The sequence below is a fragment of the Terriglobia bacterium genome, from assembly GCA_020073185.1.
Lineage (GTDB): Bacteria > Acidobacteriota > Terriglobia > Terriglobales > Acidobacteriaceae > JAIQGF01.
On sequence record JAIQFT010000007.1, the window covers coordinates 50,929 to 76,332 of the forward strand.

General features: G+C 62.4%; 19 protein-coding genes and 1 tRNA gene. 14 read left to right on the forward strand and 6 right to left on the reverse strand.

The annotated features are described in order from the left end of the window. The first annotated feature begins 26 nt into the window (after nucleotides 1-26). The 6 genes from LAN64_03285 (at nucleotide 27) to LAN64_03310 (ending at nucleotide 5,171) form a co-directional block, all read left to right on the forward strand. Nucleotides 27-1,628 carry a hypothetical protein gene (locus LAN64_03285; GenBank protein MBZ5566854.1) on the forward strand — a complete coding sequence of 534 codons (1,602 nt, stop codon included), beginning with the start codon at nucleotides 27-29 and terminating at the stop codon, nucleotides 1,626-1,628. A gap of 18 nt (nucleotides 1,629-1,646) precedes the next feature. Then, complete coding sequence (locus tag LAN64_03290) at nucleotides 1,647-2,348, forward strand: molybdenum cofactor biosynthesis protein MoaE (GenBank protein ID MBZ5566855.1); 702 nt, start codon at nucleotides 1,647-1,649, stop codon at nucleotides 2,346-2,348. 35 nt (nucleotides 2,349-2,383) lie between these two features. Then, nucleotides 2,384-3,364, forward strand: a complete 981-nt coding sequence (locus tag LAN64_03295) for a VWA domain-containing protein (protein ID MBZ5566856.1) — start codon at nucleotides 2,384-2,386, stop codon at nucleotides 3,362-3,364. Between the two features lie 130 nt (nucleotides 3,365-3,494). Further along, nucleotides 3,495-3,791: an RNA chaperone Hfq gene (locus LAN64_03300; protein MBZ5566857.1), complete on the forward strand. Its 297-nt coding sequence runs from the start codon at nucleotides 3,495-3,497 to the stop codon at nucleotides 3,789-3,791. A gap of 188 nt (nucleotides 3,792-3,979) precedes the next feature. Beyond that, nucleotides 3,980-4,759: an inositol monophosphatase gene (locus LAN64_03305; protein MBZ5566858.1), complete on the forward strand. Its 780-nt coding sequence runs from the start codon at nucleotides 3,980-3,982 to the stop codon at nucleotides 4,757-4,759. A gap of 49 nt (nucleotides 4,760-4,808) precedes the next feature. Beyond that, nucleotides 4,809-5,171: a cupin gene (locus tag LAN64_03310; GenBank protein MBZ5566859.1), complete on the forward strand. Its 363-nt coding sequence runs from the start codon at nucleotides 4,809-4,811 to the stop codon at nucleotides 5,169-5,171. 118 nt (nucleotides 5,172-5,289) lie between these two features. Here the strand turns inward: LAN64_03310 and LAN64_03315 are convergent, their stop codons facing one another. Continuing rightward, nucleotides 5,290-6,816, reverse strand: a complete 1,527-nt coding sequence (locus LAN64_03315) for a hypothetical protein (GenBank protein ID MBZ5566860.1) — start codon at nucleotides 6,814-6,816, stop codon at nucleotides 5,290-5,292. 229 nt (nucleotides 6,817-7,045) lie between these two features. On the opposite strand from LAN64_03315, the gene LAN64_03320 reads away from it, so the two are divergent. The 7 genes from LAN64_03320 to LAN64_03350 all read left to right on the forward strand — a co-directional run bounded on the left by LAN64_03320 (nucleotide 7,046) and on the right by LAN64_03350 (nucleotide 17,298). Next, complete coding sequence (locus LAN64_03320) at nucleotides 7,046-9,061, forward strand: 3-isopropylmalate dehydratase (protein MBZ5566861.1); 2,016 nt, start codon at nucleotides 7,046-7,048, stop codon at nucleotides 9,059-9,061. Between the two features lie 139 nt (nucleotides 9,062-9,200). Further along, nucleotides 9,201-9,470, forward strand: coding sequence for a ferredoxin family protein (locus LAN64_03325; protein MBZ5566862.1), 270 nt, complete (start codon nucleotides 9,201-9,203; stop codon nucleotides 9,468-9,470). Nucleotides 9,471-9,628: 158 nt separating this feature from the next. Next, complete coding sequence (recO, locus tag LAN64_03330; protein ID MBZ5566863.1) at nucleotides 9,629-10,369, forward strand: DNA repair protein RecO; 741 nt, start codon at nucleotides 9,629-9,631, stop codon at nucleotides 10,367-10,369. 60 nt (nucleotides 10,370-10,429) lie between these two features. Beyond that, entirely contained in the window at nucleotides 10,430-11,470 is a 1,041-nt protein-coding gene (locus LAN64_03335) for a glycine--tRNA ligase subunit alpha (protein MBZ5566864.1), read from the forward strand. 133 nt (nucleotides 11,471-11,603) lie between these two features. Further along, on the forward strand, nucleotides 11,604-13,745 hold the full coding sequence (gene glyS / locus LAN64_03340; GenBank protein ID MBZ5566865.1) for a glycine--tRNA ligase subunit beta: 2,142 nt from the start codon (nucleotides 11,604-11,606) through the stop codon (nucleotides 13,743-13,745). 231 nt (nucleotides 13,746-13,976) lie between these two features. Continuing rightward, on the forward strand, nucleotides 13,977-16,718 hold the full coding sequence (ppdK, locus tag LAN64_03345) for a pyruvate, phosphate dikinase (protein MBZ5566866.1): 2,742 nt from the start codon (nucleotides 13,977-13,979) through the stop codon (nucleotides 16,716-16,718). Between the two features lie 124 nt (nucleotides 16,719-16,842). Beyond that, complete coding sequence (locus LAN64_03350) at nucleotides 16,843-17,298, forward strand: hypothetical protein (protein MBZ5566867.1); 456 nt, start codon at nucleotides 16,843-16,845, stop codon at nucleotides 17,296-17,298. 49 nt (nucleotides 17,299-17,347) lie between these two features. Here LAN64_03350 and LAN64_03355 read toward each other — a convergent pair whose 3' ends face one another. Then, nucleotides 17,348-17,941, reverse strand: coding sequence for a hypothetical protein (locus LAN64_03355; protein MBZ5566868.1), 594 nt, complete (start codon nucleotides 17,939-17,941; stop codon nucleotides 17,348-17,350). Nucleotides 17,942-18,060: 119 nt separating this feature from the next. Between LAN64_03355 and LAN64_03360 the strand changes: the two genes are divergently transcribed. Continuing rightward, nucleotides 18,061-18,138: transfer RNA gene (locus LAN64_03360), tRNA-Glu, on the forward strand. A 231-nt stretch (nucleotides 18,139-18,369) separates the two neighbouring features. Here LAN64_03360 and LAN64_03365 read toward each other — a convergent pair. The 4 genes from LAN64_03365 to glnD form a co-directional block, all read right to left on the reverse strand. Continuing rightward, complete coding sequence (locus tag LAN64_03365; GenBank protein ID MBZ5566869.1) at nucleotides 18,370-19,074, reverse strand: PilZ domain-containing protein; 705 nt, start codon at nucleotides 19,072-19,074, stop codon at nucleotides 18,370-18,372. Nucleotides 19,075-20,228: 1,154 nt separating this feature from the next. Beyond that, on the reverse strand, nucleotides 20,229-20,435 hold the full coding sequence (locus LAN64_03370) for a LuxR C-terminal-related transcriptional regulator (protein ID MBZ5566870.1): 207 nt from the start codon (nucleotides 20,433-20,435) through the stop codon (nucleotides 20,229-20,231). Between the two features lie 545 nt (nucleotides 20,436-20,980). After that, entirely contained in the window at nucleotides 20,981-22,666 is a 1,686-nt protein-coding gene (locus LAN64_03375; protein MBZ5566871.1) for a 30S ribosomal protein S1, read from the reverse strand. Nucleotides 22,667-22,782: 116 nt separating this feature from the next. Then, entirely contained in the window at nucleotides 22,783-25,404 is a 2,622-nt protein-coding gene (glnD, locus tag LAN64_03380) for a [protein-PII] uridylyltransferase (GenBank protein ID MBZ5566872.1), read from the reverse strand.

Genomic DNA, 25,404 nt, shown 5'->3' on the forward strand with positions numbered 1-25,404 from the left:
GATTAGCATTAGCCTTGGGCCGATCAATGGCGAAGCCTGCAGCAACACGTGCAATGGAGAACGGCGAGAGTGCGCGGCTGGCCGAGAGAGGCGCGCGCTGGTCTGATCGTTGGGTGATCGGATGCGAGCTGGCGCTGGCGGCATTTGTGGCCTGGCGGTTGATCGGCGCGGCGATCGCCATGCGTGCCAGTGTCCTGACTCCTTTCCAGTTCGATTACGGCGAAGGCAACGTGCTGGCCACGCTGGTGCGCATCGCCCACGGTCTTACCCCGTATCCCGATCCGCGCGCGTTCCCCAACGCCATCGATCCCTACGGCCCCGTGGGCTACTACCTGCTTGCGGTCCCGGTAAAACTGTTCGGCGTCTCGCTGCTGGCGCCGCGGCTGCTAGTGATCGCTGCCGTGGTCGCGATCTGCATTTTGCTGGCGCTGGCCATCGCAACACGCACGTGCTCCCTCGGGGCTGGGGTGATCTTCGGCACCGCCTACGCTGCGCTCCCTTTGGTGGTGGGACTGAGCGCGGTGTTGCGCGTGGACCTGGTCGGGTTGGCGTTGAGCGTCGGCGGCCTGTGCGTCTTCTCCCAGAAAATGGTCGCGGAGAACGCAGCGGACGCGGAGGAAGAAAGAGAGAAGAAATCCTCTGTGTCCTCTGCGTCAAATTCCCGCCTGGTCTTATCGGCAGTGCTCTTCGTCGCTGCCATCTTCTGCAAGCACAGCCTGCTGGCCGCGCCCGCGGCGTGCACGCTGTACCTGGTGGCGCGGCGCCGCTGGCGCGAGGCGGCAAGCTTTGCCGGCTTCGGTGCTGTCCTGGGTGTGGCCGCGTTTGCGGTCGCCGAATGGCTCACGCGCGGATTCTTCGCCGAACACCTGTTCCTCACTCATCCCGACCCGTTTTCGTGGAACGGATACGCGCTGCGAATCACCCGGCTGGCGATCGGAGCCGCGCCACTGCTCGCGCTCGCCTCGGTGCGCATTATCTGGGAGTTACGGCAAAAGCAATTGTCGCTCGCCGGCTGGTGGTTTCTGCTGGCGACAGTGACGGCGATCACCGCCGGCAAGCAGGGCTCCGGCTGGAACCATTTCCTGGAGTGGGCGGCGGCATTGTGTTTGTGCGCCGGCCTTGGCTGGGAGGTTGTGCGGCGCGCGCGGTCGGCGGCGGTCGTGTTCACCGCATGGCTGGCGGTGATGTGGGTCTGGCCGGCCCAGTCCATGTTTGACTGGTCTAACGGCTTGCAGGAGTGTCCGCAGGCCTACGCATACGTCCGCAGCCATCGCGGCGACCGTGCTCTGTCAGAAAACGTGAGCGCGCTGCTGCTAGGCGGAAAGACCGTATGGGTGCTGGACCCGTTCGTGTACAGCCAGATTGTGATGCACGGCACATGGCCGGATGAGGTCATGGAGCCGCGCCTGCGCTCGCGCTGGTTTGACATGGTGGTCACGCGCCGCGACTACACGCGATCATCCGATGCTCTGCAACGCGGCGTCGAGCGCTTCTCCGCCGGCATGTTGCAGGGGCTGAAGGCGAATTATCGCGTCGCGCGCACCTTTCAGTGCACCGACGCCAACGTGGTTTTTGAGCCGCTTCCATTACAATCAAAGCTGGCGCAGGTGCCGGCAGCCGGCCACTAACCTCTCGCCACTTTTTCGATGCAGGTCCGCGTACTTTTTTTCGGAATGCTGAAGGAAGTCGCCGGCAAGGCGAGCGATGACGTGTCGCTGCCCGATGGCGCCACCATCGGCAACCTGCTCTCGCACTACGCGCAAGACGCGAAGCTCAAAGGCCTGCTGGGATCGATTGCCGTCGCGCTCAACCTGGAGTATGCCGCGCCCACCGCCGTGCTCCGCGATGGTGACGAGGTCGGACTTCTGCCCCCGGTGAGCGGCGGCACCGACGCGAAACCCGTGACCCAAGGCCGGGTTCAACTTACCCGGGAGCGCATCGAGACCGCCGCGCTCGCCGAGCGCATGAAGCGCCCCGAGGATGGCGCGGCGGTGGTGTTCGAGGGCATCGTGCGCCGCAGTAGCCGTGGCCGCCGCACGCTGTATCTCGATTACGAAGCCTACGAGCCGATGGCGCGCAAGCAGCTCGAGGACCTGGCGGCGCGGGCGCTGGCACAGTTCAAGGTGCGCGACCTCGCCATCGTGCACCGCCTGGGACGCTTGCAGATCGGCGAAACCAGCGTGGCAATCGTAGTCAGCTCGGCGCACCGCGCGGCAGGCTTCGGCGCCTGCCGTTGGCTGATCGACACGCTGAAGAAAACGGTACCGATCTGGAAGAAGGAATATTTCGAAGACGGCGCGGTCTGGGCCGACGGCGAGCCCTTCCCGCCGGAGATCCGAAGCGCTTAGCCGCAGAGGACACCGAGGAAAGCAGAACAAAAATCGTGCCGACCCCGTGCCTCCCCATCTTACCGATCTGCACCACTACGACGTTTCGTCGTCTCGCGGCCGTTGTACTTCTGCTGGCCGTCGCGCTGCCGGCGCCCTCCGCCATGCCCACCGAGGGTCCGCAAAAAGACGAGCAAGAGCCCGCCATCAGCGTTGACGTCAAGCTGGTCAACGTGTTCGCCACCGTGACCGACGCCAACGGCGCGCCCGCCCGTACCCTGAACAAGGATAATTTCGCGCTAATGGAAGATGGCGTTCCACAAACCATCTCCGTCTTCAGCCGCGAATCGCAACTTCCACTCTCCATCGTCATGGCCATCGATGCCAGCCTGAGCACGAAGAAAGACCTGAAGCTGGAGTTGACCTCGGCGCGCCGTTTCGCCCACGAAATCCTGCGTCCGCAGGACTCGCTCGCTCTCTACCAGTTCAGCGAAATCGTCGAAGAGCTGGTGCCGTTTACCGCCGACCTCAAGCGCATTGATGCCGGCATCGACCGCGTCCACGTGGGCTCCGCCACCGCCATGTACGACGCCATCTACCTTGGCGCCGACGCCCTCTACAAGCGGCAAGGGCGCAAGATCATGGTGATCATTACCGATGGCGGCGACACCATGAGCAACACGTCCTACCAGGAGGCACTGCGGGCGGCACAGCAGGCCGAAGCCACCGTGTACTCGGTCATCGTGGTGCCCATCGAGGCCAGCGCCGGGCGTGACCTTGGCGGTGAGCACGCCCTGATCCAACTCTCCCGCGATACCGGGGGCAAGTATTTCTACGCCGACACGCTGCCCCGACTCGACCAAGCCTTCCGCCAGATCAGCGAAGAACTCCGCACGCAGTACCTGCTGGCGTATTACCCAGTGCGGCGCATCGCTGACTCCGACTTCCGCAAAGTCCAAGTCGAGCTGAAAGGCCCCGGCACCGAGGGTCTGAAGGCGCGCCACCGCAGCGGCTACTACACGTCGAAATTCAAGTAGTCGATGGTCGATGGCCGACGGTCGATGGCCACAGCAGATTGCTTGCTGATCCCGCATCGAAAGCTTATCCCTGGCCGTCGACTGCCGACTGCCGACTGCCGACCGCCGACCTGCGCGTGTACAATACCTCATGGCATTTCGCATTCCTGGCATCTCCAACCCGTTGAAAAAAGCGAAGACCCCGCCTCCGGAAGAGACTTCCGAAGAGGCTGCCTACCTCAAATCGCTCGGTGAAAAGCAGCGCCCGGTCCAGGTGAAGCTGCTCGACGGCGAAATCGTGCGCGGCTGGATCGAGTACTACGACCGCAACATGATCCGCCTAACCCGCGAAGGCGCACCCAATCTGTTCATCTTCAAGCACGAGATCATGTACATCGCCGAGGACGGCAGCCAGCAAAAGCGGGGAAAAGCGGCGGATGGCGGTTAGACGATGGTGGTTTGCGGCCACTCTGATGTTTCGGGCCCACCTTCTTTCTCACAAGTTGAGCAACTCATGCCATACTTCCACGTTGCCGGGCCATCGACCATAGACCATCGACCAGCGCCTGCTTGAACTCCACCGACCAATTCGTTCCCGCCATCACCGACATCGCGCGCGAGGCCGGGTCGCTGCTGATGACCCACTTCCGCCGGCGGGTTGGCTTCGAATACAAAGGCGACGTGGACCTGGTGACGGAGGCTGACCGCTCCACCGAAGCCCTCATCACCGACCGCATCCGCGCCCGCTGGCCACGCCATGACCTGGTGGGTGAAGAGGGCGCGCGCGTCGAAACCGGCAGCGACTACCGCTGGTACGTCGATCCGCTCGACGGAACCACTAACTTCGCGCACGGCTTTCCGGTGTTCTGCGTGTCGATCGCGCTCGCGCACCAGGGCAAGCGCATTGCCGGCGTCATCTACGATCCCACACGCGACGAACTGTTCGCGGCGGAGAAGGGCAGCGGCGCCTACCTTAACCAGCGCCGCATTCATGTCTCCACGGTCGGCAACATGGCCGAGTGCCTTTGCGGTACCGGGTTTCCCAGCCACAAGCGCCACCAGAATCCGAACATCTACTTCTATCACCAGATCACGCTCAAGACCCACGGCGTGCGCCGCGCTGGATCGGCGGCGCTGGACCTGGCCTTCGTGGCCTGCGGACGCCTGGACGCCTTCTGGGAATTCAATCTCAATCCCTGGGACACCGCTGCCGGCGCGCTGTTGGTGGAAGAAGCCGGCGGAAAACTTACCGTCATGAACGGCGGGCCGTGGCGCCTCGACAGCCGCGAGACGCTCGCCAGCAATGGTCTGGTCCACGCTGATTTCGTTGCCAGCGTGCAAGACACTCTTGCCGGGCGCGGGTTGGAACCACTGCCGAGTCCGATGGAGTACGCTGCCGGGCGCAAGCGGGAGTAAGCCGGTTGAACGCACCAGTTACCGTCAGCGAAATGTATGCTGACCACCTATGCCTACGCTGGTAAGTCAACCCACCCGCATCCGGGCCGCCGGCAACAAGCCCAAACTCATCGACGAATACATCGGACGCGTCAATTCCCGGACCGCGCCCGTCAGTGTCGCCCACATGCGCAGTCCCGCGGGCTGGCAGGAGCCGGGCCAGACGCCTGAGTTCGACGAGTACACCATCGTGCTGCGCGGCATGTTGCGCGTCGAGCACCAGGGCGGCCACCTTGAGGTCCGCGCCGGCCAGGCGGTCATCGCGCACCGCGGAGAATGGGTGCGCTACTCCACGCCGGAAGCCGACGGCGCCGAGTACATCGCCGTCTGCCTGCCCGCTTTTTCCATGGAGACCGTGCACCGCGACGGCTAGGGAGGGTCTGATCAACCCCGGTTCTTGAAGGGGATGGCCTTCAGGCCGTCCGCAAATGCCGTACAAAGAGTACGGCTTCAGCCGCTGAGGGACCGGCGACGGCTTGATCAGAGCTTCCCTAGCGCGTTGGCATTGCCCCTGTGTCAATCAGCCGCATGGAAACGTCAAGGGAGCGCAGCAGCGCGCGGTCCCGAGGCGAGTAGCCCTCGTACTGGTAGGGCTTGTACTGCAACGGGTGAGGGTAGCGGAAGACCACGCGCCCGGCAGGCGCCGCGGGACCTGCAACGAAGGGAATCGCGAAGCAGGTGTTCATCAGCACGTAGCGCGCTTCGCCCTCTACCTGGGCGGAATTGTGGTAGCGACAATCGCCGATCAGGAGCGCGCCCTTGCCGAAGCTGCTGGCATGGCGCAACGGCACATAGGCCGCAGCCAGACGGCTCACCTGGGTGGGGAAACGCTGCGTCAGCGGTCGGCGCAGGTTCCACGAAAACTGCGCCACCAGTAACAGACAGACCGCGGCCGCACGCCGGTTGGGTCCCCGGCGCAGTGCCGCCGCCAGCACCGGCGCGGTCGCCAGGCAGAGGAAGGGTACCATCTCGCGCGCGTTGCGGCCGTACACGACAAACTTTCCCAGTACGACCGAACTCACCACCAAACCGGCGTAGATCGCCACCAGCATAGCCAGCCAGGCCATGCCGCGTCGGCGGAATTCACAGTTGGTAACCACCATGACCACGAGCGCGGCGGAGCCCACCAGCCACAACACCAGCAGCAGGTGCTCGGAATGCCACAGATATGCCCACGGCAGGGACCATCCTTCGGCGTAGGAGCCTTGCGTCACGGTTCGCGAAAACTGGCGCTGCTGATCGAAGAACGGCGGCAGCATCCGGAGCAACGACGTTACTTGCAGCACGAGCAGCGGCAATGTAAACGCGATCCCCGCGGCGAGCGCTCGCCGGATCATCACCAGCGGCGACCATCCCGGCCACAACAGGTGCGCCCCCAGCACAACCGCTGCTAATAGCCAGTAACCGTTGTAAACGCCGAACGCGGCGGCTGCCACCAATCCGCACAGCACAGAGCGTTCGATGCCTGCCTCGTGCTTCATTCCCAGCCAGAGCGCGAGCAGGGCAAATGCCAGCGACGTGTCGTAGGGCAACAGATGGCGCGAGTAGATGGTTGCCGAAGTGGAGCAAAACATCAGGAAAGCGGCGAGCAGCGCTTCCGCCCGGCCCGCGCCGCTCCGGCGGGCGATCGCGTACACCAGGACATTGCACGCCAGGCCGGACAGTGAAAAGCACAGCGCAGAAATCCAACTGCCCGCCGCGATGTCAGCAAAACTCGGGACTGCCGGCCCGCCTCGCAGACGCATGACCACGTATTGCGCCGTCGCCGGCACGGTGCCGACGACGCTGAACAACCAATGGTCGGAACTGCGCACCAGGGTGTCCAGCGTGGTCAGCGGATGGCCCACGTGCTTCAGGAGTGACCAGGAGCGCTGGATACGCCCCTCGTCAACCCAGAAAAACTGCCCGCCTCGCACGCACAGCACGGCGCGGATCGCGGCCGACGCCATCACCATCAACACCAGCCACCTCCGCGCTGCCGTGTCGCTCTGATCGTGCTCGGCGGACGCGTGGTTCACGACCATCTTGGCCTTTGTCGGCTTTGCGTTAGAGATTCTCGCCAAGTGATCCAAATGTCGCCGTGTGATGGGAAGTGCGCCGGACCGCGTGCAGGTACTCTATAGCACGGCTCCCGCCGCAAGACCTAGCCGGGGGTTAGAATTAGAATAACGGGGTTTACGATCGCCGAGGGTGGAAGCCGTGATCAAGTCGCTCCTGGATCGCAAGATTGAAAAGCGTCCTCCGCACGTGCGGTTGCAGGGGCGCATCCTGTTTCTCACCGAAGACCCCGAGCTTATCCGGCGACAGCTTGCGGGCTGGGACCTGCCTTGGGACACCGAGCATCCGGAAAAGAATCCCAAGCTGCGCGACGACATTTCCACCGACGAGATCACGCCCGCCCACATCTGCTTTTTCTTCGACGAGACGCTCGGCGAGTTCCCCTACACCGGCCTGAGATGCGGCCCCGGCGGAACCAGCGGAGCCGGGCAAGGAAATGACACGCCCATCCGCCGCGGCGACGTGAAACAAGGCGGGTTCGTGGCTGCCGTGAGCGGCAAGCGCCGCGGCAAGGGATCCAGCCGCGAGCAGTCGCCTTACGCTGAGCGCTGCGCCGGAATTCAGCTCGTCATCGCGGAGAACATCGAGCGCATTTACAAGCAGAACTGCCAGAACCTGGGCGTGCTCACGTCCACCGATTTTTCGCTCATTGACTGCATCCGCCGCGGCGAGGAGATTCCACTGTCCGCGTTCGCCCAGGGCGAAGACGAGATCACGCGCCAGGTGATCGAGTACGGCGGCTTGTTCCCGTTCAACCTCGCCCGCATGCAGGGCAAGGTTTTCTTCTCGCCGATTACCACCAAGCCGCGGCCAATGACCGTGTCGGAAAAGATATTCGCCAGGCACATGGTCAACGCGGACGGAGGGGTCGGCGTCGAGGCGGTCAAGCCGGGCGATACCGGCTTCACCCGCGTGGACCTGCGCTTCTCGCACGAGTACGTCACGCCCATGGCGGCCATCTTCTACGAGCACTTCGTCGGCAAGGGCGTGCCGGTGAACGATCGGGACACCATCAAGTTCTTCCGCGACCATCTGACGTTCCTCGACGAAGTCTTATCGGAAGAGAAGCGCAAAATGGGCCTGCTCGACCTGGCGACGCAGCTCAAGTTCAAACAACAGGATTTCGCGAAAGACCAAGGCATACAACTGCATGGCGAATTGAAAGACCGCAAGGGCAGCGAAGGCATCTGCCACTCGGTGATGCTGGAGACTTACGCGCTGCCGGGGCAGGTGGACGTAGGCTCCGACTCGCACACGCCGCATGTCGGCGCGATGGGCTGCATCGCCTTCGGTATCGGCACCACCGACGTGTTCAATTCCTGGATCACCAAGGACGTGCGCGTCAAGGTGCCGGGATCGGTGAGGGTTGTCATCCGCGGCAAACGGAAGCCGAACGTCACCGCCAAGGATTTTATCCTCGCCCTTCTCGCCATGGATTACGTGCGCAGCGGCAAGGCGCTGGCGAAGGTGATCGAATACGCCGGCGAAGCGGTGGAGGAATTGAGCGTTGACGAGCGCGCCACGCTCACCAACATGGCGGCCGAGATTGGCGGTTTCACCGGAATTGTGGCGCCGGATGAAAAGGTGGTTGCATTCCTGGTCGAGCGCCGTGGCATGGATCGCGCCCAGGCGCAAATGCTCATCGAGGGTCTTAACAGCGAACCCGACGCCCAGTATTCCCACGTCATTAAGTTGAATGCCGAAGACATTGCTCCGATGGTGGCGACGCCGGGCGATCCGGGCAACGGCAAATTTGTCCGCGACTTGAACACGCCGGTGCCCATCGAGATCGCCTACGGCGGCACCTGCACCGCCGGCAAGAACGAAGACATGGACATGTACGCGCGCGTGCTGGCCGACGCGCTGAAGCAGGGCAAGCGAGTGGCTGATTCGGTGAAGTTCTACATCCAGTTCGGCTCGCAGGAGACGCGCGATTACTGCGTGCGCCAGGGCTACCTGGAGGTGTTCAAGCAGGCGGGCGCCATCGTCATCGAGCCCGGTTGCGGCGCCTGCATCAATGCCGGACCCGGAGTTTCGACGCGCCCCGACCAGATCGTGATCAGCGCGCAGAACCGCAATTTTCCTGGACGCAGCGGCCCGGGGCAGATGTACCTTGCCAGTCCGCTGACGGTGGCGGCCAGTGCCGTGGCCGGCTACATCACCGAGTACGAGCCGGCGCAGGAGCGAGAGGCGGTTACGGCCTGATCCCAGCGTGGACCTGTGTCACGGCGAGCCGGGGCTGGGGCGCCACCATGATAGGTTGGCTGGAGCGGGTGGGACTTGGCTAAAATCGCCGGTTCAGATAGATTCTTTGGTACACCCTGGAGCGAGGGGGAGAGAACAGATGGCTTACGTGATTGCGGAACCCTGCATCGGCACCAAGGACACGGCCTGCGTCGATGCCTGCCCGGTGGACTGCATCCATCCCAAGAAGGACGAACCGGCGCACGCCAGTGAAGAGATGCTGTACATCGATCCGGTGGAGTGCATTGATTGCGGCGCCTGCGTGCCGGTATGCCCGGTGTCGGCGATCTTCGCGCTCGATGACCTGCCGGACAAGTGGAAGCAATTTACCGAGCGCAATGCGGCCTACTACGGCCGCACCCCGGCGTAGGGCGAGTTTTTTCTCGGGTTCGCGACGGCGCGCACTTCCTGCAGAGGGCGCGCCGTCTTGTTCTTGGTCCCTTTTTTTCACACGCGTCGCTAGCAGCGAACGCCGCGCTCGTTTAGAATGATGGTTTCGCTCGATAGCGCCGTTGCAAGCAGGACCGTATGCCGCTCAAGGATTCCGAGGCGGTGGTGCTGCGCAGTTATCCGCTGCGCGAAGCCGACCTGCTGGTGACGTTCTTCACGCGCGCGGAAGGCAAAGTGCGCGGCGTGGCGCGTTCGGCGAAGAAATCGAAGCGGCGCTTCGGAGGCGCGCTGGAGCCGCTGACCTGCGTCAAGCTGTATTACGAGGACCGTGAGCGGCAGGAACTGGCGCGGATTGATTCCTGCGAGATCCTGGACTCGCCACTGACGACAGCAGTGGATTATGCGCGCGCCGTGGCGCTGGGACACGTCGCGGAGTTGCTGGACGAGTTGCTCCCTGATCGTGAGGCCAACGATGCGCTGTTCCGGCTGACAGTTTCGGTGCTGCGGTCGTTGCGCGTGGGTGCGATCTGGATGCCGCTGACCTATTTCGAGCTATGGCTGACGCGCCTGGCGGGATTTCTCCCGGAGCTCGGCGAGTGCGTGGTTTGCGGCCACACGTTGAACGGCAGCCGCGCTTTTTATCACGCGCTGGTGGACGGCCTGATGTGCGCGGGCGACAAGCGCCTGGCCTCTTCGGAGATGACGCCGGAATCGCGCGCGCTGGCCGCGGAAATGTTCCGCACGCCGGTCGATATCATGGCGCAGCAGGTGTGGCCGAAGTCGAAAGCGGCGGATTTGCGGAAGTTCTTGATCCAGATTTTGGAACGGCACCTCGAGAAGAAGTTGGTGACCGCGTCGATGTTGGACAAATTGCAATAACTGTTAGCTCTTAGCTTCTAGCTCGAAGCCACAAGCCTCAAGCTAGCAGCTAAAAGCTAAATGCCACAGCCGAAACAGAACCCGCTTACCTTTCAGGAATTAGTCCTGCGGTTGTCGAACTTCTTTGCCGACTACGGATGCGTGCTGCAGCAACCGCACGACCTGGAAGTCGGCGCCGGCACGATGGCGCCGGAAACCTTTCTGCGCGTGCTGGGGCCGCAGCCGTACAACGTTGTGTACGTGCAGCCATCGCGGCGTCCGGCCGATGGGCGTTATGGTGAGAACCCAAACCGGCTTTACAAACACACACAGTTACAGGTAATCCTTAAACCTCCACCTGAGGATGTGCAGGAGCTGTATTTGCGCTCCCTGGAGGCCATCGGCATCGACCTGCACCAGCACGACATCAAGTTCGAAGAGGACAACTGGGAGTCGCCGACGCTGGGCGCCTGGGGCATCGGCTGGCAGGTGATGCTGGACGGCCTGGAGATCACGCAGTTCACCTACTTCCAGCAGTGTGGGCAGATTGACCTCGACCCCATTGCGGCGGAGCTGACGTACGGGCTGGAGCGCATTGCCGCCTTTTTGCAGGACGTCGATTCCATCTATGACATCGTGTGGGCACGGAATCCGCAGACGGGCAAAGAGGTCACCTACGGCGATGTGCGGCTCGCCGACGAGCTGCAGTACTCCGTGTATAACTTCGAGCTGGCGGACGTGGACCGCGCGTGGAAGCACCTGGAGCTGTTCGAAGACGAGTGCAAGGAGCTGCTGGCAGAGTTCGCCAAGTTGATGGGGGAGCAGAAACAGGCAGGGAAGAAAGAACGCGTCGTGGATGAGGAATTTCCGGTGCACCTGCGGGATCAGATCCGGCGATTCCCGGTGCTGCCGTCCTTGGACCTGTGCCTGAAGTGCTCGCACCTGTTTAACATCTTGGACGCGCGGGGCGCGATCTCGGTGACGGAGCGCGTGGGAGTGATCGCGCGCATACGGCAGTTAGCGGTCGGGGTGGCGAAGGCGTGGGTGGCGCAACAAGCGATTGCGGGCCCTAGTCCGAGCGCCGTCGGCGAACCGCGACTGGCGGAGGCGCAGAAAGCCTAGCCGGTGGACACTGACCGTTGGCATGGGGTGATCAACGGAGACTGGGTACCAAGAGGCGCCGCCAGCTACAAACTGATGTGACCTGCGTCACGCGAAGCTTGTAAGGCAAGTGCGACAATAACCACTTTGTACGATGGCTGACTTCCTTCTTGAGATCGGGCTGGAAGAGATCCCGGCGCGCATGATCGATGGCGCTGAGACCGAGCTCGGGGCGCGCGTCGCGAAGCTGCTCGTCGATCAGCGCCTCGATCCTGGAGATGCGCAGGTACCCACCTTCTCGACTCCGCGGCGCCTCGCCGTTCTGGCACGCGGGATCCTCGAGTCGCAGGCGGACACGGAGGAGCAGGTGCTGGGGCCATCGGTGAAAGTGGCGTACAAGGACGGTCAGCCGACGCCGGCGGCGCAGGCGTTCGCTCGCAAGGTCAAGGTTGACGTTGCGCACCTGAAGACGGTGACAACGGCGAAAGGCGAGTACCTGGCGGCGACGGTGGCGCGCAGGGGCCGCACGGCGCAGGAAATTCTGGCGGCATCGTTGCCCCAGGAGATCAACGCGCTGTACTGGGCGAAGAGCATGTACTGGCGCGAAGGCAAGCCGGAGCGGTTTGTGCGTCCGGTGCGCTGGATGGTGGCGCTGCTCGGCAATGACGTGGTGCCGCTGGAGTACGCGGGAATCAAGGCGGCGCGCAGGTCGCAGGGACACCGTCTGCTAGGGCACGATTTCGAGGTGAAGGCGCCCTCGTCGTACGCGGCCGAGTTGAAGGAAGCGGGCGTATTGGCGCGGCGCGAGGAACGTCTGACGCTGATCCGCAAAGAGCTCGATGACGCCTGCCGAACGATAGTGGGCGCGCGCTGGCGAGAAGATAAGGAACTGCTCGGCGCCGTGGTCAATCTCACCGAGTATCCGTCCGTCATCCTGGGGAATTTCGAGCGCGAGTTCCTGTCGCTGCCGGAAGAAGTGCTGGTCACGGTGATGCGCGATCACCAGAAGTATTTCGCGGTCGAGGACGCCGACGGAAAACTGGCGCCGCATTTCCTGGCGGTGCTGAACACGTCCGGCGATCCGACGGGCATCGTCCGCCACGGGCACGAGCGCGTACTGCGGGCACGCTTCAGCGACGCGCACTTCTTCTGGACCGTGGATCAGAAGCATCCGCTGCGGGAGCGCGTGGACTGGCTAAAGAACGTCACATTCCAGAAAGACCTTGGCAGCTACCACGATAAGACCGTGCGGGTGCAGAAGCTGGCGAGCCAGGTTTCCCAGACGCTGGAGGACGCGGGCGTTAAGCTGCGCGCCGGCATCGTGCACAAGGCGGCGCTCCTGGCCAAGACCGACCTGACGACCGAACTGGTGAAGGAATTCACCGAGCTTCAGGGCGTGGTCGGCGGGCTGTACGCCAAGGCGCAAGGAATTGATCCGGCGATCGGCGACGCCATCTACGACCAGTACAAGCCGGAGTCCATGGAAGACGCGGTGCCGCGGACGGTCGAGGGCGCGGTGATCTCGATCGCGGACAAGGCGGATTCAATCGCGGGCATGTTTGCGCTCGGGCTGACCCCAAGTGGGTCGAAGGATCCGTTTGCGCTGCGGAGACAGGCGAACGGGATCATCAAGACGATCGCGGAACACAAGCTGCCGTTGGACTTGCCATTGCTGTTCCGCGACGCCCTGGCCGGCTACGCGGGTTCGGAGGCGCAGAAGAAATTCACGGTGTCGGTACAATCCGGCGAAGGCCGGGCCCACCTGCTGGCGACCCTTGCCGCCTTCTATCGGGAGCGGGTCGAGTTCTATCTGCGCGAAGCGCTGGGGTTTGCCTACGACGTGGTCAACGCGGTGCTTGCCGCCGGAGCGAATGATGTCGTGGACGTAGTGGCACGGGCGCAGGCGGTGGCGACGGTGCGCGAGTCGGAAGATTTCGAGGCGATTTCGGCGGCGTTCAAGCGGATCAAGAACATCCTGCGGCAAGCGAAGGAAACGGGAAAGAACATCGCGAGGCCGTATGAGATCGAAGCGTTGGAGCCCAAAGACCGAACTCTCGTTGATGCCATGCGACGCATCGGATCTCAAATAGCGCCTTTGAAAGCAGAAGGGGAATATTTGGAGGCGTTGAACTCAATAGCTACGCTGCGCCCGATCGTCGACTCTTATTTCGATGACGTGATGGTGATGGTCGACGACGATCGGCTGCGGAAAAATCGTTTAGGTCTTTTGCAGGCTCTTTGCGATGAGTTTTCCACGATCGCGGATTTTTCCGAGATCGTGACGGAGAAGAAATAAGCGGCGGTCTGCGGCATAGGTACCTCAGGGCCTAAAGCCCTGGAGAGTTTGGGCGGGCTGGACCGCAGGGCTGAAGCCCTGCGCCACCCGGTTTCGTACAGGCGGGGGCGCCTGTGCCACAGCGGTTTTCGACGCTCAGGATGACAGCAGTCAAGGTTTTGTGGCGGATTCGGGTTTTGTGCACCAGGATTTGAAATTCATACGAATTCATATAAAGGATGGAGAGATTCAATGAGCACTACCACGATGGACGTTGAGACTGCGAACATGGCCACGGCGAAGGAAGGCGCGACCAAATACGTTTACTTCTTCGGCGAAGGCAAGGCCGACGGCAATGGCAAGATGAAAGACGTGCTGGGCGGCAAAGGAGCCGGCCTGGCGGAGATGACCAGCGCCGCGCTGCCCGTCCCGCCGGGATTCACCATTCAGACCGAGGCCTGTCGCGAGTATATGCGCGGCCAGGTTTCGCCGGAGATGAGCCGGCAAACGAACGAGGCGTTGGCGCGGCTGGAAAAGATTCAGGGCCAGAAGCTGGGCGAAGGAAGCAATCCACTGCTGGTGAGTGTGCGCTCGGGCGCGAAGTTTTCCATGCCTGGCATGATGGACACCATCCTGAACCTGGGCTTGAACGACAAGTCGGTGGAGGCGCTGGCCAAGCGCAGCAACAACCCGCGTTTCGCCTACGACAGCTATCGCCGGCTGATCCAGATGTTCGGCAACGTGGTACTGGAAATCCCGAAACCCGCCTTTGACGAGGTGTTCGACGGCGTCAAGAAGCGCAAGAAAGCGAAGCTCGACACCGAACTCGACGCCGCGGCGCTCAAGGAAGTGATCGCCGAGTACAAGAAGGTGGTCAAGAAGCACACCAAGCTCGACTTCCCGCAGGAGCCCAAAGAGCAGTTGACCATGGCGCGTGACGCCGTGTTCCGCTCGTGGATGAACCCGCGCGCCAAGACCTACCGCCGCATTAACAACATCGACGACAACCTGGGCACCGCGGTCAACGTGCAGGCAATGGTATTCGGGAACTTGGGCGAAACCAGCGGCACCGGCGTCGGCTTCACCCGCAATCCCGCCACCGGCGACAAGGAGTTCTACGGCGAGTTCCTGATGAACGCGCAGGGTGAGGACGTGGTGTCCGGCGTGCGCACCCCGATCCACATCAGCGAGCTGCAGAAGAACATGCCCAACGTTTACAACCAGCTCCGCGACATCACCACGCGGCTGGAAACGCACTACAAGGATATGCAGGACTTCGAGTTCACCATCCAGGATGGCAAGCTCTACATGCTGCAGACGCGCAACGGCAAGCGTACCGGGCGCGCCGCCGTGCGGGTCGGGATCCAGATGGTCAACGAAGGGCTGATCACCAAGGAAGAGGCGTTCATGCGCGTCGAGCCGAACCAGTTGTACGACTTCCTGGTTCCGCGGCTGGACGAGAAGGGCGTGAACGTCGAAGTGCTGGCCACCGGCCTGCCGGCGTCGCCGGGCGCGGCCGTCGGGCAGATCGTGTTCACCGCCGATGAAGCGGTGGTGAAGGCGGGCACCGGCAAGAAGAAGAACCCGGTGATTCTGGTGCGCGGCGAGACCACACCCGAAGACATCCACGGCATGGAAGTGGCGGCGGGCATTCTGACCTCGCGCGGCGGCATGACCAGCCACGCGGCCGTGGTCACGCGCGGCATGGGCAAGTGCGGCATCGTGGGCGCGGGCGAAATCCAGGTTCACGAAAGCAAGAAGGAAATGCACGTCGACGGGCAGGTATTCCACGAAGGCGACTGGATCTCGCTGGACGGCACCAGCGGGCGCGTGATCAAGGGCCGTCTGAACACGGTACCGGCATCGGTGGACGATCCCGAGCTGCAGACGCTGCTGAGCTGGAGTGAGCCCTACCGCAAGCTGGGGGTGCGCGCCAATGCCGACATTCCGCGCGACGCCATCCAGGCGCGTGCGTTCGGAGCGGAAGGCATCGGTCTGTGCCGCACCGAGCACATGTTTTTTGCCGAAGACCGCATTCCGCACATGCGCGCCATGATTCTCGCCGACAACGAGAAGGACCGGCGCGCCGCGCTGAAGAAGCTGTTGCCGATGCAGCGCGCCGACTTCGCCGGACTGTTCCGCGCCATGGAAGGGTTGCCGGTGACCATTCGCCTGCTGGATCCGCCTCTGCACGAGTTCCTGCCCAAGCGCGAGGAGCTGATGGTGGAGATCGCAGTGCTGGAGGCGACCAAGCCGAAATCTCCGAAGTTGAAAGCGCTGCGCAAAATCCTGGCCCGTGTGGAAGAACTGCACGAGTTCAACCCCATGCTGGGCTTCCGCGGCTGCCGCTTGGGCATCGCGCTGCCCGAGGTGACGGAGATGCAGGCGCGCGCCATCATCGAGGCGGCGGTGCAGGTGGAGAAGGAAGGGGTCAAGACGCACGCCGAGATCATGATTCCGCTTACCAGCATGGTGACGGAGATGGAGAACCAGGCGGCAATCTGCCGCCGCGTCGCCGAGGAGGTGTTCGCGGAGAAGGAACGCAAGGTGCATTACCTGGTCGGGACGATGATCGAGCTGCCGCGCGCGTGCGTGGTGGCGGACAAGATTGCGCAGGAGGCCGAGTTCTTCAGCTTCGGCACCAACGATCTGACGCAGACCACCTACGGCTTCTCGCGCGACGACATCAACAAGTTCCTGCCCAAGTACGTCTCGGAAGGGATCCTGAAGCAGGATCCCTTCCAGGTGATTGACCGCGAGGGCGTGGGCGACTTGGTGAAGATGGGCATCGAGCGCGGGCGCAAGACACGGCCCAAGCTCGAAGTCGGCATTTGCGGCGAGCACGGCGGCGAACCCGCCTCGGTGGAGTTCTGCTACCAGGTGGGCATGGACTACGTTTCCTGTTCGCCCTACCGCGTGCTCACGGCGCGTCTGGCGGCGGCGCAGGCCGCGGCGGGCGAAAAGCTGGGAGCCGAGGCGGGAAGAACGAAATAGGCTCCAGGTCTCAGCCTTCAGGATGAAAGGCTCGGCGGAAATGCCGGGCCTTTTTTCCAAAACAGCATTGTGATCTGCGAGACGCGGGTGCAGGAATTCGGGCAAAGAGGTTTGGGAGATGCAAATGAAGGCGAGTGTGGTGCTGTGTGTGACGGCAATTGTTCTGCTGGCGGTGATGATGTCGGCGCAGTTGACGCCGAGGGATTTCCTGCTGTTGGACAACGGCGATAAGATCCTGGTGGACTTTCCGGCGGGATCCCATGGATATATCCAGATCAAGAGCCTGAGCGTGAAGTCGCGCGTGGACATCGAGGATGCGGCGAAGCGCGGCTTCGACAAGTTGATCCTGACCGACAAGGACGGATGGAAGACGTATCTCGGTAAGGTGGACGGCGCGAGCATCGCCATTACCTTGCGCGAGGCGCAGAGCAACAATAAGAGCCTGGTGACAGCGGAGTTGCCGGTGGATTCCGACGTGGTAGTGCGCATCGTGAACAGCGCGCCTCCGCGCATTGCGGGCGGCGATAACAGGAAGAAGGGAACTAGGTGCCCGGTGTGCAACGCGCTGCTGAGCTGGTAAGAAGTTGTGAGTTTTGAGTCGCGAGTGTACCCGTCTTACCCAGAATCGCTCAGTGGGTTTTTTGCAGGCGCGAGATCAGCTTCTGGGCGAGGTTTTCTTCTGATTCCGACCAGAGTACGCGCCCGCTAATGCCGCAGTTCTTCTCGACGGCGTTGGTGAAGTTCACCAGCTTCTGAACGTTGGCGCGAACGCGAGGTTCGGTAGTGTCGTCGAGCTCAACGTCGTCGAAAAGGAACGGAGTGTCCAAGCCGAAGTCCACCTGGATGTGGCCGCTCTCCTGGTAGGCGCCGTCGTCGAACTCGAGGCCTTGTGCGATGAATTGCACCGGGCGCGGCTCGACCACCCACTCGCCGGTTTCCTCGCTCGGCACCCACAGGTCCCAATAGCCTTCGACGACGTAGGCGTAGTCCGGGTGCGGCAGGTCGCCGACGATGGCGATGGCTTGCCCGGGATCAATACCGGGTCGGAAGCGGCGCTCCAGGATGGTGGGCTCGCTCCAGGAAACCGGATGTACCGCGACCGCGCCGATGCCGGGCCGCGCAGCGGAAAGCATGAACTGGCGTACCACGGAGAGCAGGCGCGGCATCATGTCGGACTCAGTGACGTTAGGGAACCAGAGGCTGAGGTAGAGGGGATCGGCCATAACGTACATTTTAAATGGCCGCCATCGAGTGCGAGATTGCGATTTGTGTGATGCGGTGCTTTGACAGGCAAAGAAAGCGGCTGCTACGATTAAAATTCGACTGGAACTTCCCGCCCAGCGTCCCCGTCGTCTAGCCCGGCCTAGGACATCGCCCTTTCACGGCGGTAACGCGGGTTCGAATCCCGCCGGGGACGCCAAGATTTTCCGAACCTTTCATTATCTGGCTGGCCGAACGAGCGCGCCCGCCAGGCGTTCATGCCCACGTTGAGGAAAAAGCGCTCGCCAGATGCGCCAATGAATCCGGGCGAATGCGCCTCCATTGCCGTTCTCAGCACAGATTTGTACAGAGCCGCAGGTTTCTTAGTTTCAAAAGACAAGTCCTGCTTCCAGCAAACAGTGGACTGCCGCAATCCGACGGCATAGCCGCTTCATAACTTACTCGCGTCATTTTCGCAGTAGTTGACCCGCGCTTCTAGCATTTTGACAAGCATGCGTAGCAGCGCAACCTCCTGGAGTTCCGCACCGCTGCTACCTAAGAATTCCATTCCATAACGATTGCCAACTTGGTTCCTTACCACAACCGGCAACTTCACCTCGGCGTTCGAGAACGGCGGCGTGAACACCACCCTCAGCTCGTCTCCTAATGTAAGCGGGGTCTCCGCATGAACGGTTATGCCCCCTTCGCTCAAATCGGTGCCACGTGCCTTTAACCTCTTTCCAGTGCTCGTTGTGATGGTGACCGGCAGGTCGAAACCGTAACGCCGCCAGCGGCGCTTTTGCGGGGTTGCCGAGGGTGATTGGGGATGATGATCGGGCACTGGCGTTTCCTGCGAAGCATGCAGGTGCAGCCACAACAATGATCGCACGCTATCGAGCTCGGCCTTAATCGCCGCCAAATCTCCGCTGGGTGTCGGCGAGGCCAGGGCTTCGATAGCCGCCAGCACCGCGCCCTGCAGTCCGCAGAGGTCTTGCAATACCTGGCTCGTGTTTACCGGCGGGGAGGTCAGCTCGGCAGTCCTGGGTAGCGGTAAGCTTCGATTGTCTTCTGGTCGAAACCGCGGATCATCGCAGTCATGATCGAGGAATTCTTCGCGAACTTCCGTTTCCGAGAACCCCGGCGTGAATTCCTTCACAGAGAAGGTCCACCGGCATCCGGCACAGCCAAAGCTCCTCACCCCGTTCGCATCATTCCACACGAGTCGCTTCATCGGATGCTACCCTCCTGGCTTGTTGTATCGGCGCTCCCGACGAAGGGGGCATACCCGCACCAAATCCCTGCCGCCGAGAGACCCACTGGATCGTGTAGATGTTCCCATCCGAACCCTCGGCCGTTTGAGTGAGATTCACTAGGGTGCCTTGCTTGGTGCTGCCAAGTCGTTGAGTAGTCAGTGTGACCAAGTGCGTCGGAGGTGCGATTAGTGTCCATGAGCTTGTTGGACGTGTACTGCGACCAACCCATATCTGTCGAAAGAACAGTGACAGCACGTGGATATTCCCTTTGCTTGGCTTCCGCCGCGAATCCCGGTGCTGGCGCCGCAACTAGCAACATCGCCAGCAGAAGGCTCTTCATTTAGTGCCCCAATTTCGGGCACGCGCCATCAAGGGGAGAGCATCGTATTCTACTCCCGCTCTGAGCGTCCGGGTCACAAGAACCGAAAGAAACTGTGAGTCGTGCGTGGACCTTTAGACCGCTTGCGCAGGGGGGGCGGGAGGTGTTCTGCCGGGGCGTCAGTTGAGACTCCAGCTCACGAAGCATTAATTGGCGGTGATGCGGGGAAACGAAACAGCCGCAAACAGGGCCAAGGCGGCATCAGGTCGTATGGCGAGAGAAGGCGCATGAACACGGGAGCGCGGTAACCCGTTGCAACCCCTGGCAAGCTTCGGCAAAACCGCTAAAATGCCCTTTCACGGCGGTAGCGCGGGTTCGAATCCCGCCGGGGACGCCAACATTCCAAGGGGGTTGAGAGGGTTCGTTAAGGCGGGGCGGCTCATCCCTTCGGACCGGCCGCCGCTTTCGCTGGCAGAATCGCCCCGACCAACTTGGTTTGTGCTGCTCGCGTCATCGCTGGCGGCTCGTCTCCGCCAATCTCGAGTTGGGCGATGACGGCTCGACGCTCAAAGTCCGGCTGAAAGACTGGTTGACGTTTGGCGAGGCAGTCGAGACGCCGCTCGACCTGCTGGTGCTCGGGGTTGGGGCATCGGGAGATTGCGGGCTGGTATTGGAGGCTGCTCCGCGGGCTGCGGATATCAGGTGGCCGGGCCCCTGCAGCGCATGAATCAGGCTCCTTCAGGCGGCGGAGAGGACTAGTCTGACAAGCTGGACGCGGTTGCGGACGCGGAGCTTCTTGTAGATGTTTCGCAGGTGATTCTTGACCGTCTGTTCAGAAAGATTGAGATACGCAGCTACTTGGCCGTTTGTCCAGCCTTTGGCAACCAGTAAAACGATCTGCCGCTCACGTCGGCTCAGCTCTTCCACGACAGAACTATTGCCCATGTGCCGGCCCAGCACGCAAGGAAATGGGAATTGATACGTTTTCGGAACAAAATCTGTTTTGGAACAAAGGCAGGCACGACTCGGCTGTGCGGAAGCCCCGATCAAGGACCTTCCAGTTACACTTGCACAACAGATCGACAGAATGGGCGAAAAAACTCGCAGAAAAATGCGGCTAGTACTATAGTACCAGTCGCATTTTTGGGGGGTGCTGTGGGCGGCAATTCCATCTATCAGAGCGCTCGCTTTGCCGGCAAACGACTCCGCCGTTTACGGCAGAAAACCGGTCTCACGCTCCGCGACGTTGCTTTCGCAAGCGGACAAGTCGCCGCAAGGCGCCGAAACCCTGGTTTCAAAATCGGCGCCAGTCGCCTGCATGAGATCGAAGTGCAGGGTGCGACCCCCAGTATTTACCGCCTCTACTCCCTCGCCTGCATCTACCGACATGACCTTCGCAAGATTCTCCGGTGGTATGGAGTCGAGTTGGACTGTCGGCCATAAGGGACGAAGGCCAGGGATTCTCCGCAACTTGGGACGCCGTCCGGCAGCTATGGCGACAAATCCAATTCGATCTTCTTGGTAGCAGGATCCAGCCTGGTAATGCGAAAGCTCCGCACCTGGCCGGCCATGAGCGGTTGCGGTTTGGACGACGCGCTGGGGGCGGACGCGCCCTTCCAGCGGGCGTTCAGCATGGAAGTGAGGGTGGACAGGTCCGGCCTGGCGGCACGGGGTTCTTCCTGGCGATGGTCTTTTTCGGCGGGTCCCTTTTCCTGCGCGGCGGCGGGAATGTGGCAGGTGGCGAGGATGCCTTCGCCGAGTTCGACGCGGCCCTCGGCGCCGGAAATTTCGATCAAGCGCCCGGTAACGACGTCGTCCAGCTTGTGCTCGGCAAGGTATTCGTCGAGGCCGGTGGGTACAAGCTGCTTCATGCCGAGCGAGATGCGACGCTTGTCGCGATCGAACTCCAGGACCTGGGCGCGGACGGTCTGGCCAACCGAGAGCACGTCGCGCGGGTGATTGATTCGCTTTTCGGCGCTGATATTACCGACGTGAATCATGCCCTCGACGCCGTCCACCAGTTGCACGAATGCGCCGAAGTTGGTGAGGCTGGTCACCGGGCCTTCGATGACGGAGCCGGCGGGAAATTTTTGCGCCGCCTCGATCCATGGATCGCCTAACGCCTGCTTGAGACCGAGCGAGATGCGGCGGTCGGCGAGGTTGACGCCCAGAATGACGGCTTCGACCGTGTCGCCCTGCTTAACCACGTCGCTGGCTTTTCTCACCCGCTTGCCCCACGACATTTCCGAAATGTGAATCAGGCCTTCCACACCCGGCTCCAGTTCGACGAAGGCGCCAAAGTCCACGATCCGGGTAACGGCGCCGCGCACGCGCTCGCCGACCTTGTACTTTTCCGCGACGGACTCCCAGGGATGGGCTTGAAGTTGCTTGAGGCCGATGGAAATGCGGCGCTGGTTGGAATCAATCTTCAGCACGCGCGCTTCGATCTGCTGGCCGACGGAGAATACGTCGGCGGGCTTGTTGACGCGGCTCCAAGCGATGTCGCCGACGTGGAGCAGGGCGTCCACGCCGCCGATGTCAACGAAGGCACCGTAGTCGGTGAGGCTGCGGACGGTGCCGGTGACCGTATCGCCCTCTTTCAATTCCGAGTAGCGGCGTTGTTTGGAAGAGCGTTCTTCTTCTTCGGCGACGGCGCGGCGGTCCACAACGACGTCCTCATCGGTGACGTCGAGCTTGGTAATACGACAACGGATTTCCTGGCCGACAAGCTTTTCCATTTCGGCGGCGTCGCGCGCGCCGCTGCGTGAGGCAGGCATGAAGGCGCGCACGCCGACGTCCACGCTCAGGCCGCCTTTGACGACGGCGGTAACGGTGCCCACGATGGTGGCTTTTTCGGCGAAGGCCTGCTCGAGCGAAGACCAGTCGGTGGGGCGCTCCACCCGCGAGCGCGAAAGCTGGTAGTAGCCTTCGGCGTCGCGGCCGGTGACCGAGACCGGGAACCGGTCGCCGGGCTTCACGGTTTCGGCGGCGTCCTGGAAGGCGGAGAGGGGCAGGATGCCTTCCGTTTTGAAACCGATGTCGAGAAGCACTGAGTCAGCGGTCACGGCAACGACCGTGCCTTCGATCTGCTGGCGGCGATCGGTCCGCGCATGGCTCTGCTCGTATTGCGAGAGCATGGCGTCGAAGGATTCGTTGGTTTCGGGATTGTTAGGCATGAAGTCGTTAATACGATAGCACCGAGGGGGGCGCTTGCGTGATGGGGCGATTGGGCAATTGAATAATGATGACTGGGTTGACCCTCGGAGGACATCAAGGTGTCGCCACCTCCGGGCTAACGAATGCCGCCCCGCGGCTGAGGCTGCGTCGTTCCATGCACAGGGAGTTCCTGGTGGAGCGCGGTCTTTAAGGACTCCTGGATCGTGGGGTCGAGCTTGGCGCCATTGCGGCTGACGTAGAAGACGTCAATGGCCATTTGGCCTTCGGTATCGATCAGAGCGATTTCGATGTTGCAGCCGTGGCGCGCCAGGGTGGAGGCGACGCGGTAGAGCAGGCCGGGGCGGTCCTGCGCGATCACTTCCAGGAGCGTGCTGTGGGAAGAGCTGTCGTTGTCGAAGGTGAGACGGGTTTCGACGGTCACCTTCACGGGCGCGACCTGGCCGGCAGCCATGCGGCTCTCGATGAGGTGGGTGATATCGGCGTTGCCGCTGAGAACCTCGATGAGGTTGCGCTGGAAGCGTTCGCGCTCGGGCGGATTCAGTTCCAGGGTGCGGAAGCGGTCGCGGAAGGAGAGCGTGTCCACGACTACCCCGTTGTGGCTGGTGAAGGCGTTGGCCTTGACGATGTCCATGCTCCAGGCGGTGAGGGCGCCGCAGAGGGTCGCGAACAGTGACGGGCGGTCGCGGGTGATGAGCGTCAGGTCGTAGAGGTTGCGCGCAGTGCCCAGCTCCAGTTGCACCGGCTGCTGATTCAGCTTCGATGCCATATCGAAGTGGGCGGCGATCTGGTCGGCGGAATGTGCGCGCAGATAACGTTGCGGCAGGCCGGCGAGGAAGTCGCGCAGTTCTGGTTCGCGGCGCGGAATCAGCGCGCTGACCTTGTCGACATACTCACGTTGAAGCGTGGCCTGAAAGGAGGCATCGTCGGCGCTGCGATCCAGATAGTTCGCGGTCGCCATGTAGAGGTGCCAGAGATTCTCCGCTTTCCACGGAGTGAGGGCCTGCGGATTAACGGCACGGATGTCGGCGTAGCTGAGCAGGCAGAGCATCTTCAGGCGCTCGGGCGAGCCGACCCTTTCGGCGAAGGCGTGCACGTTTTCGTGATCGAAGATGTCGCGGCGCATGGCGGCCGACATTTCCAGATGATGGGCGATGAGGAAGCGCACGGTGTCGCGCTGCCGCTCGGAAAGCGCAAGCCGCGTAAAGGCAGCTTCGGCGAGTTGGAGGCTGCCGTCAACGTGGCTGCCCTCCGGCAAGCCCTTGCCGACATCATGCAGCAGCACGGCGAGAAGGAGCAGTTCGGGGTGCTCGAGTGCGGAAAAGATGGTCGCGTAGGGAGCTTCCCATTCGGTCTCCGGCTTCTTGAGGCGATGCAAGCTCTCGATGGCGGCGAAGGAATGCTCGTCCACGGTGTAGCGGTGGTAGAAGTCGCGGATGACGAGCGAATCAATCAGCCGGTATTCGGGGAGCACGGTGTCGAGGACGCCGAGCGCGTGCATGTCGCGCAGCGCGAGGGCGGCGTGGGGCGAGAGCAGGACTTCGCGGAGATGCGACCAGAGCTCAGGCCCGGTAGGGAAGCTGAGCGTCCCCAGCGCCTGCTCGATGCGGAATTCGGTGTCGGCGGCGAGTCTGAGGCCGTGGCGGGCGATGAATTCGAACATGCGCAAGAGCAGTTCCGGATCGCGTACGGCGCTCGATTGCTGCAGGTAAACGCGGCCGCTCACGACCGAGAAATCGGGATTGGAGACGCGCGAGCGCCAGCTCAGAAACTGGCGATAGAGTGAAGAGCGCGCGGCGGCGACTTCCTCCAGGAGCTGGTTGGTCCAGCGGCTGATGGGGCGCGCGTGACGAAAATAATTCCGCATCCACTCGGCGGGATTGTCGGAAGGGTGGCCGTCGACGCCGATGCCCTTGGCGGCGGCCGCGTCTTGCGCTTCCCAGGTCAGGTTGTTGTCGTCGCGCCCGTGGAGATAGTGCAGGAAGCAGCGCGCCGACATCAGGAATGCGACCGCAGCCTGGTGATCCCGGCGCACGAGAACTTCCATCGGCGGCCGGTCGGAGCCCTTGCCCTGCTTTTCGACGGTGGCGAGGAATGACAGCCAGCAGGCTACGTTGAAGTCGCGCAAGCCGCCAGGGCACTCCTTCACCTGGGGTTCGAGATGAAAGACGGTGTTGCCGTACTTGGCGTGACGTGTGCGCGTCAGCTCGACCAGGGTTTCCACCAGGGCGGGCCAGTTGCGATGGACAACATCGGGGATGGTTTGGCCGTGAAACAGGCGAAAGAGCTGGCGGTCGCCGGCGAGCTGGCGGCAGTCGAGCAGCGAGAGTGTGAGTTCGACGTTGTTGGCATCGAATTCAGAACAGCCGGAAACCGTGCGCGCGGTGGGCGCGACGCGCAAACCGAGGTCCCACATCTGCTGGCACATGCGGCCGATGGAATCCTTGAAGCGGTTCAGGAGGGCCGGATTGTCGGAGAGGAAAAGCAGATCGATGTCGGAATGCGGAAACAAAGTGCCGCGCCCGTACCCGCCGCGCGCGACCAGGCAAAATCCGTTCGGAGATGCGCCGCCATTGCCGCTGAGTTCCTGCCACAGCCGGAGCGCGACCTGGTCGACCAGGCCGGAGCGCTGGGTGGCGGCCGCCATGCCGTCGGTGGTGGCGTCGAATGCTTTGCGGATGCGGGATGACTCACGGGAGTAGAGGTCGCGCAAACTGAGGATGCGAGCGGAGGTCTCCAT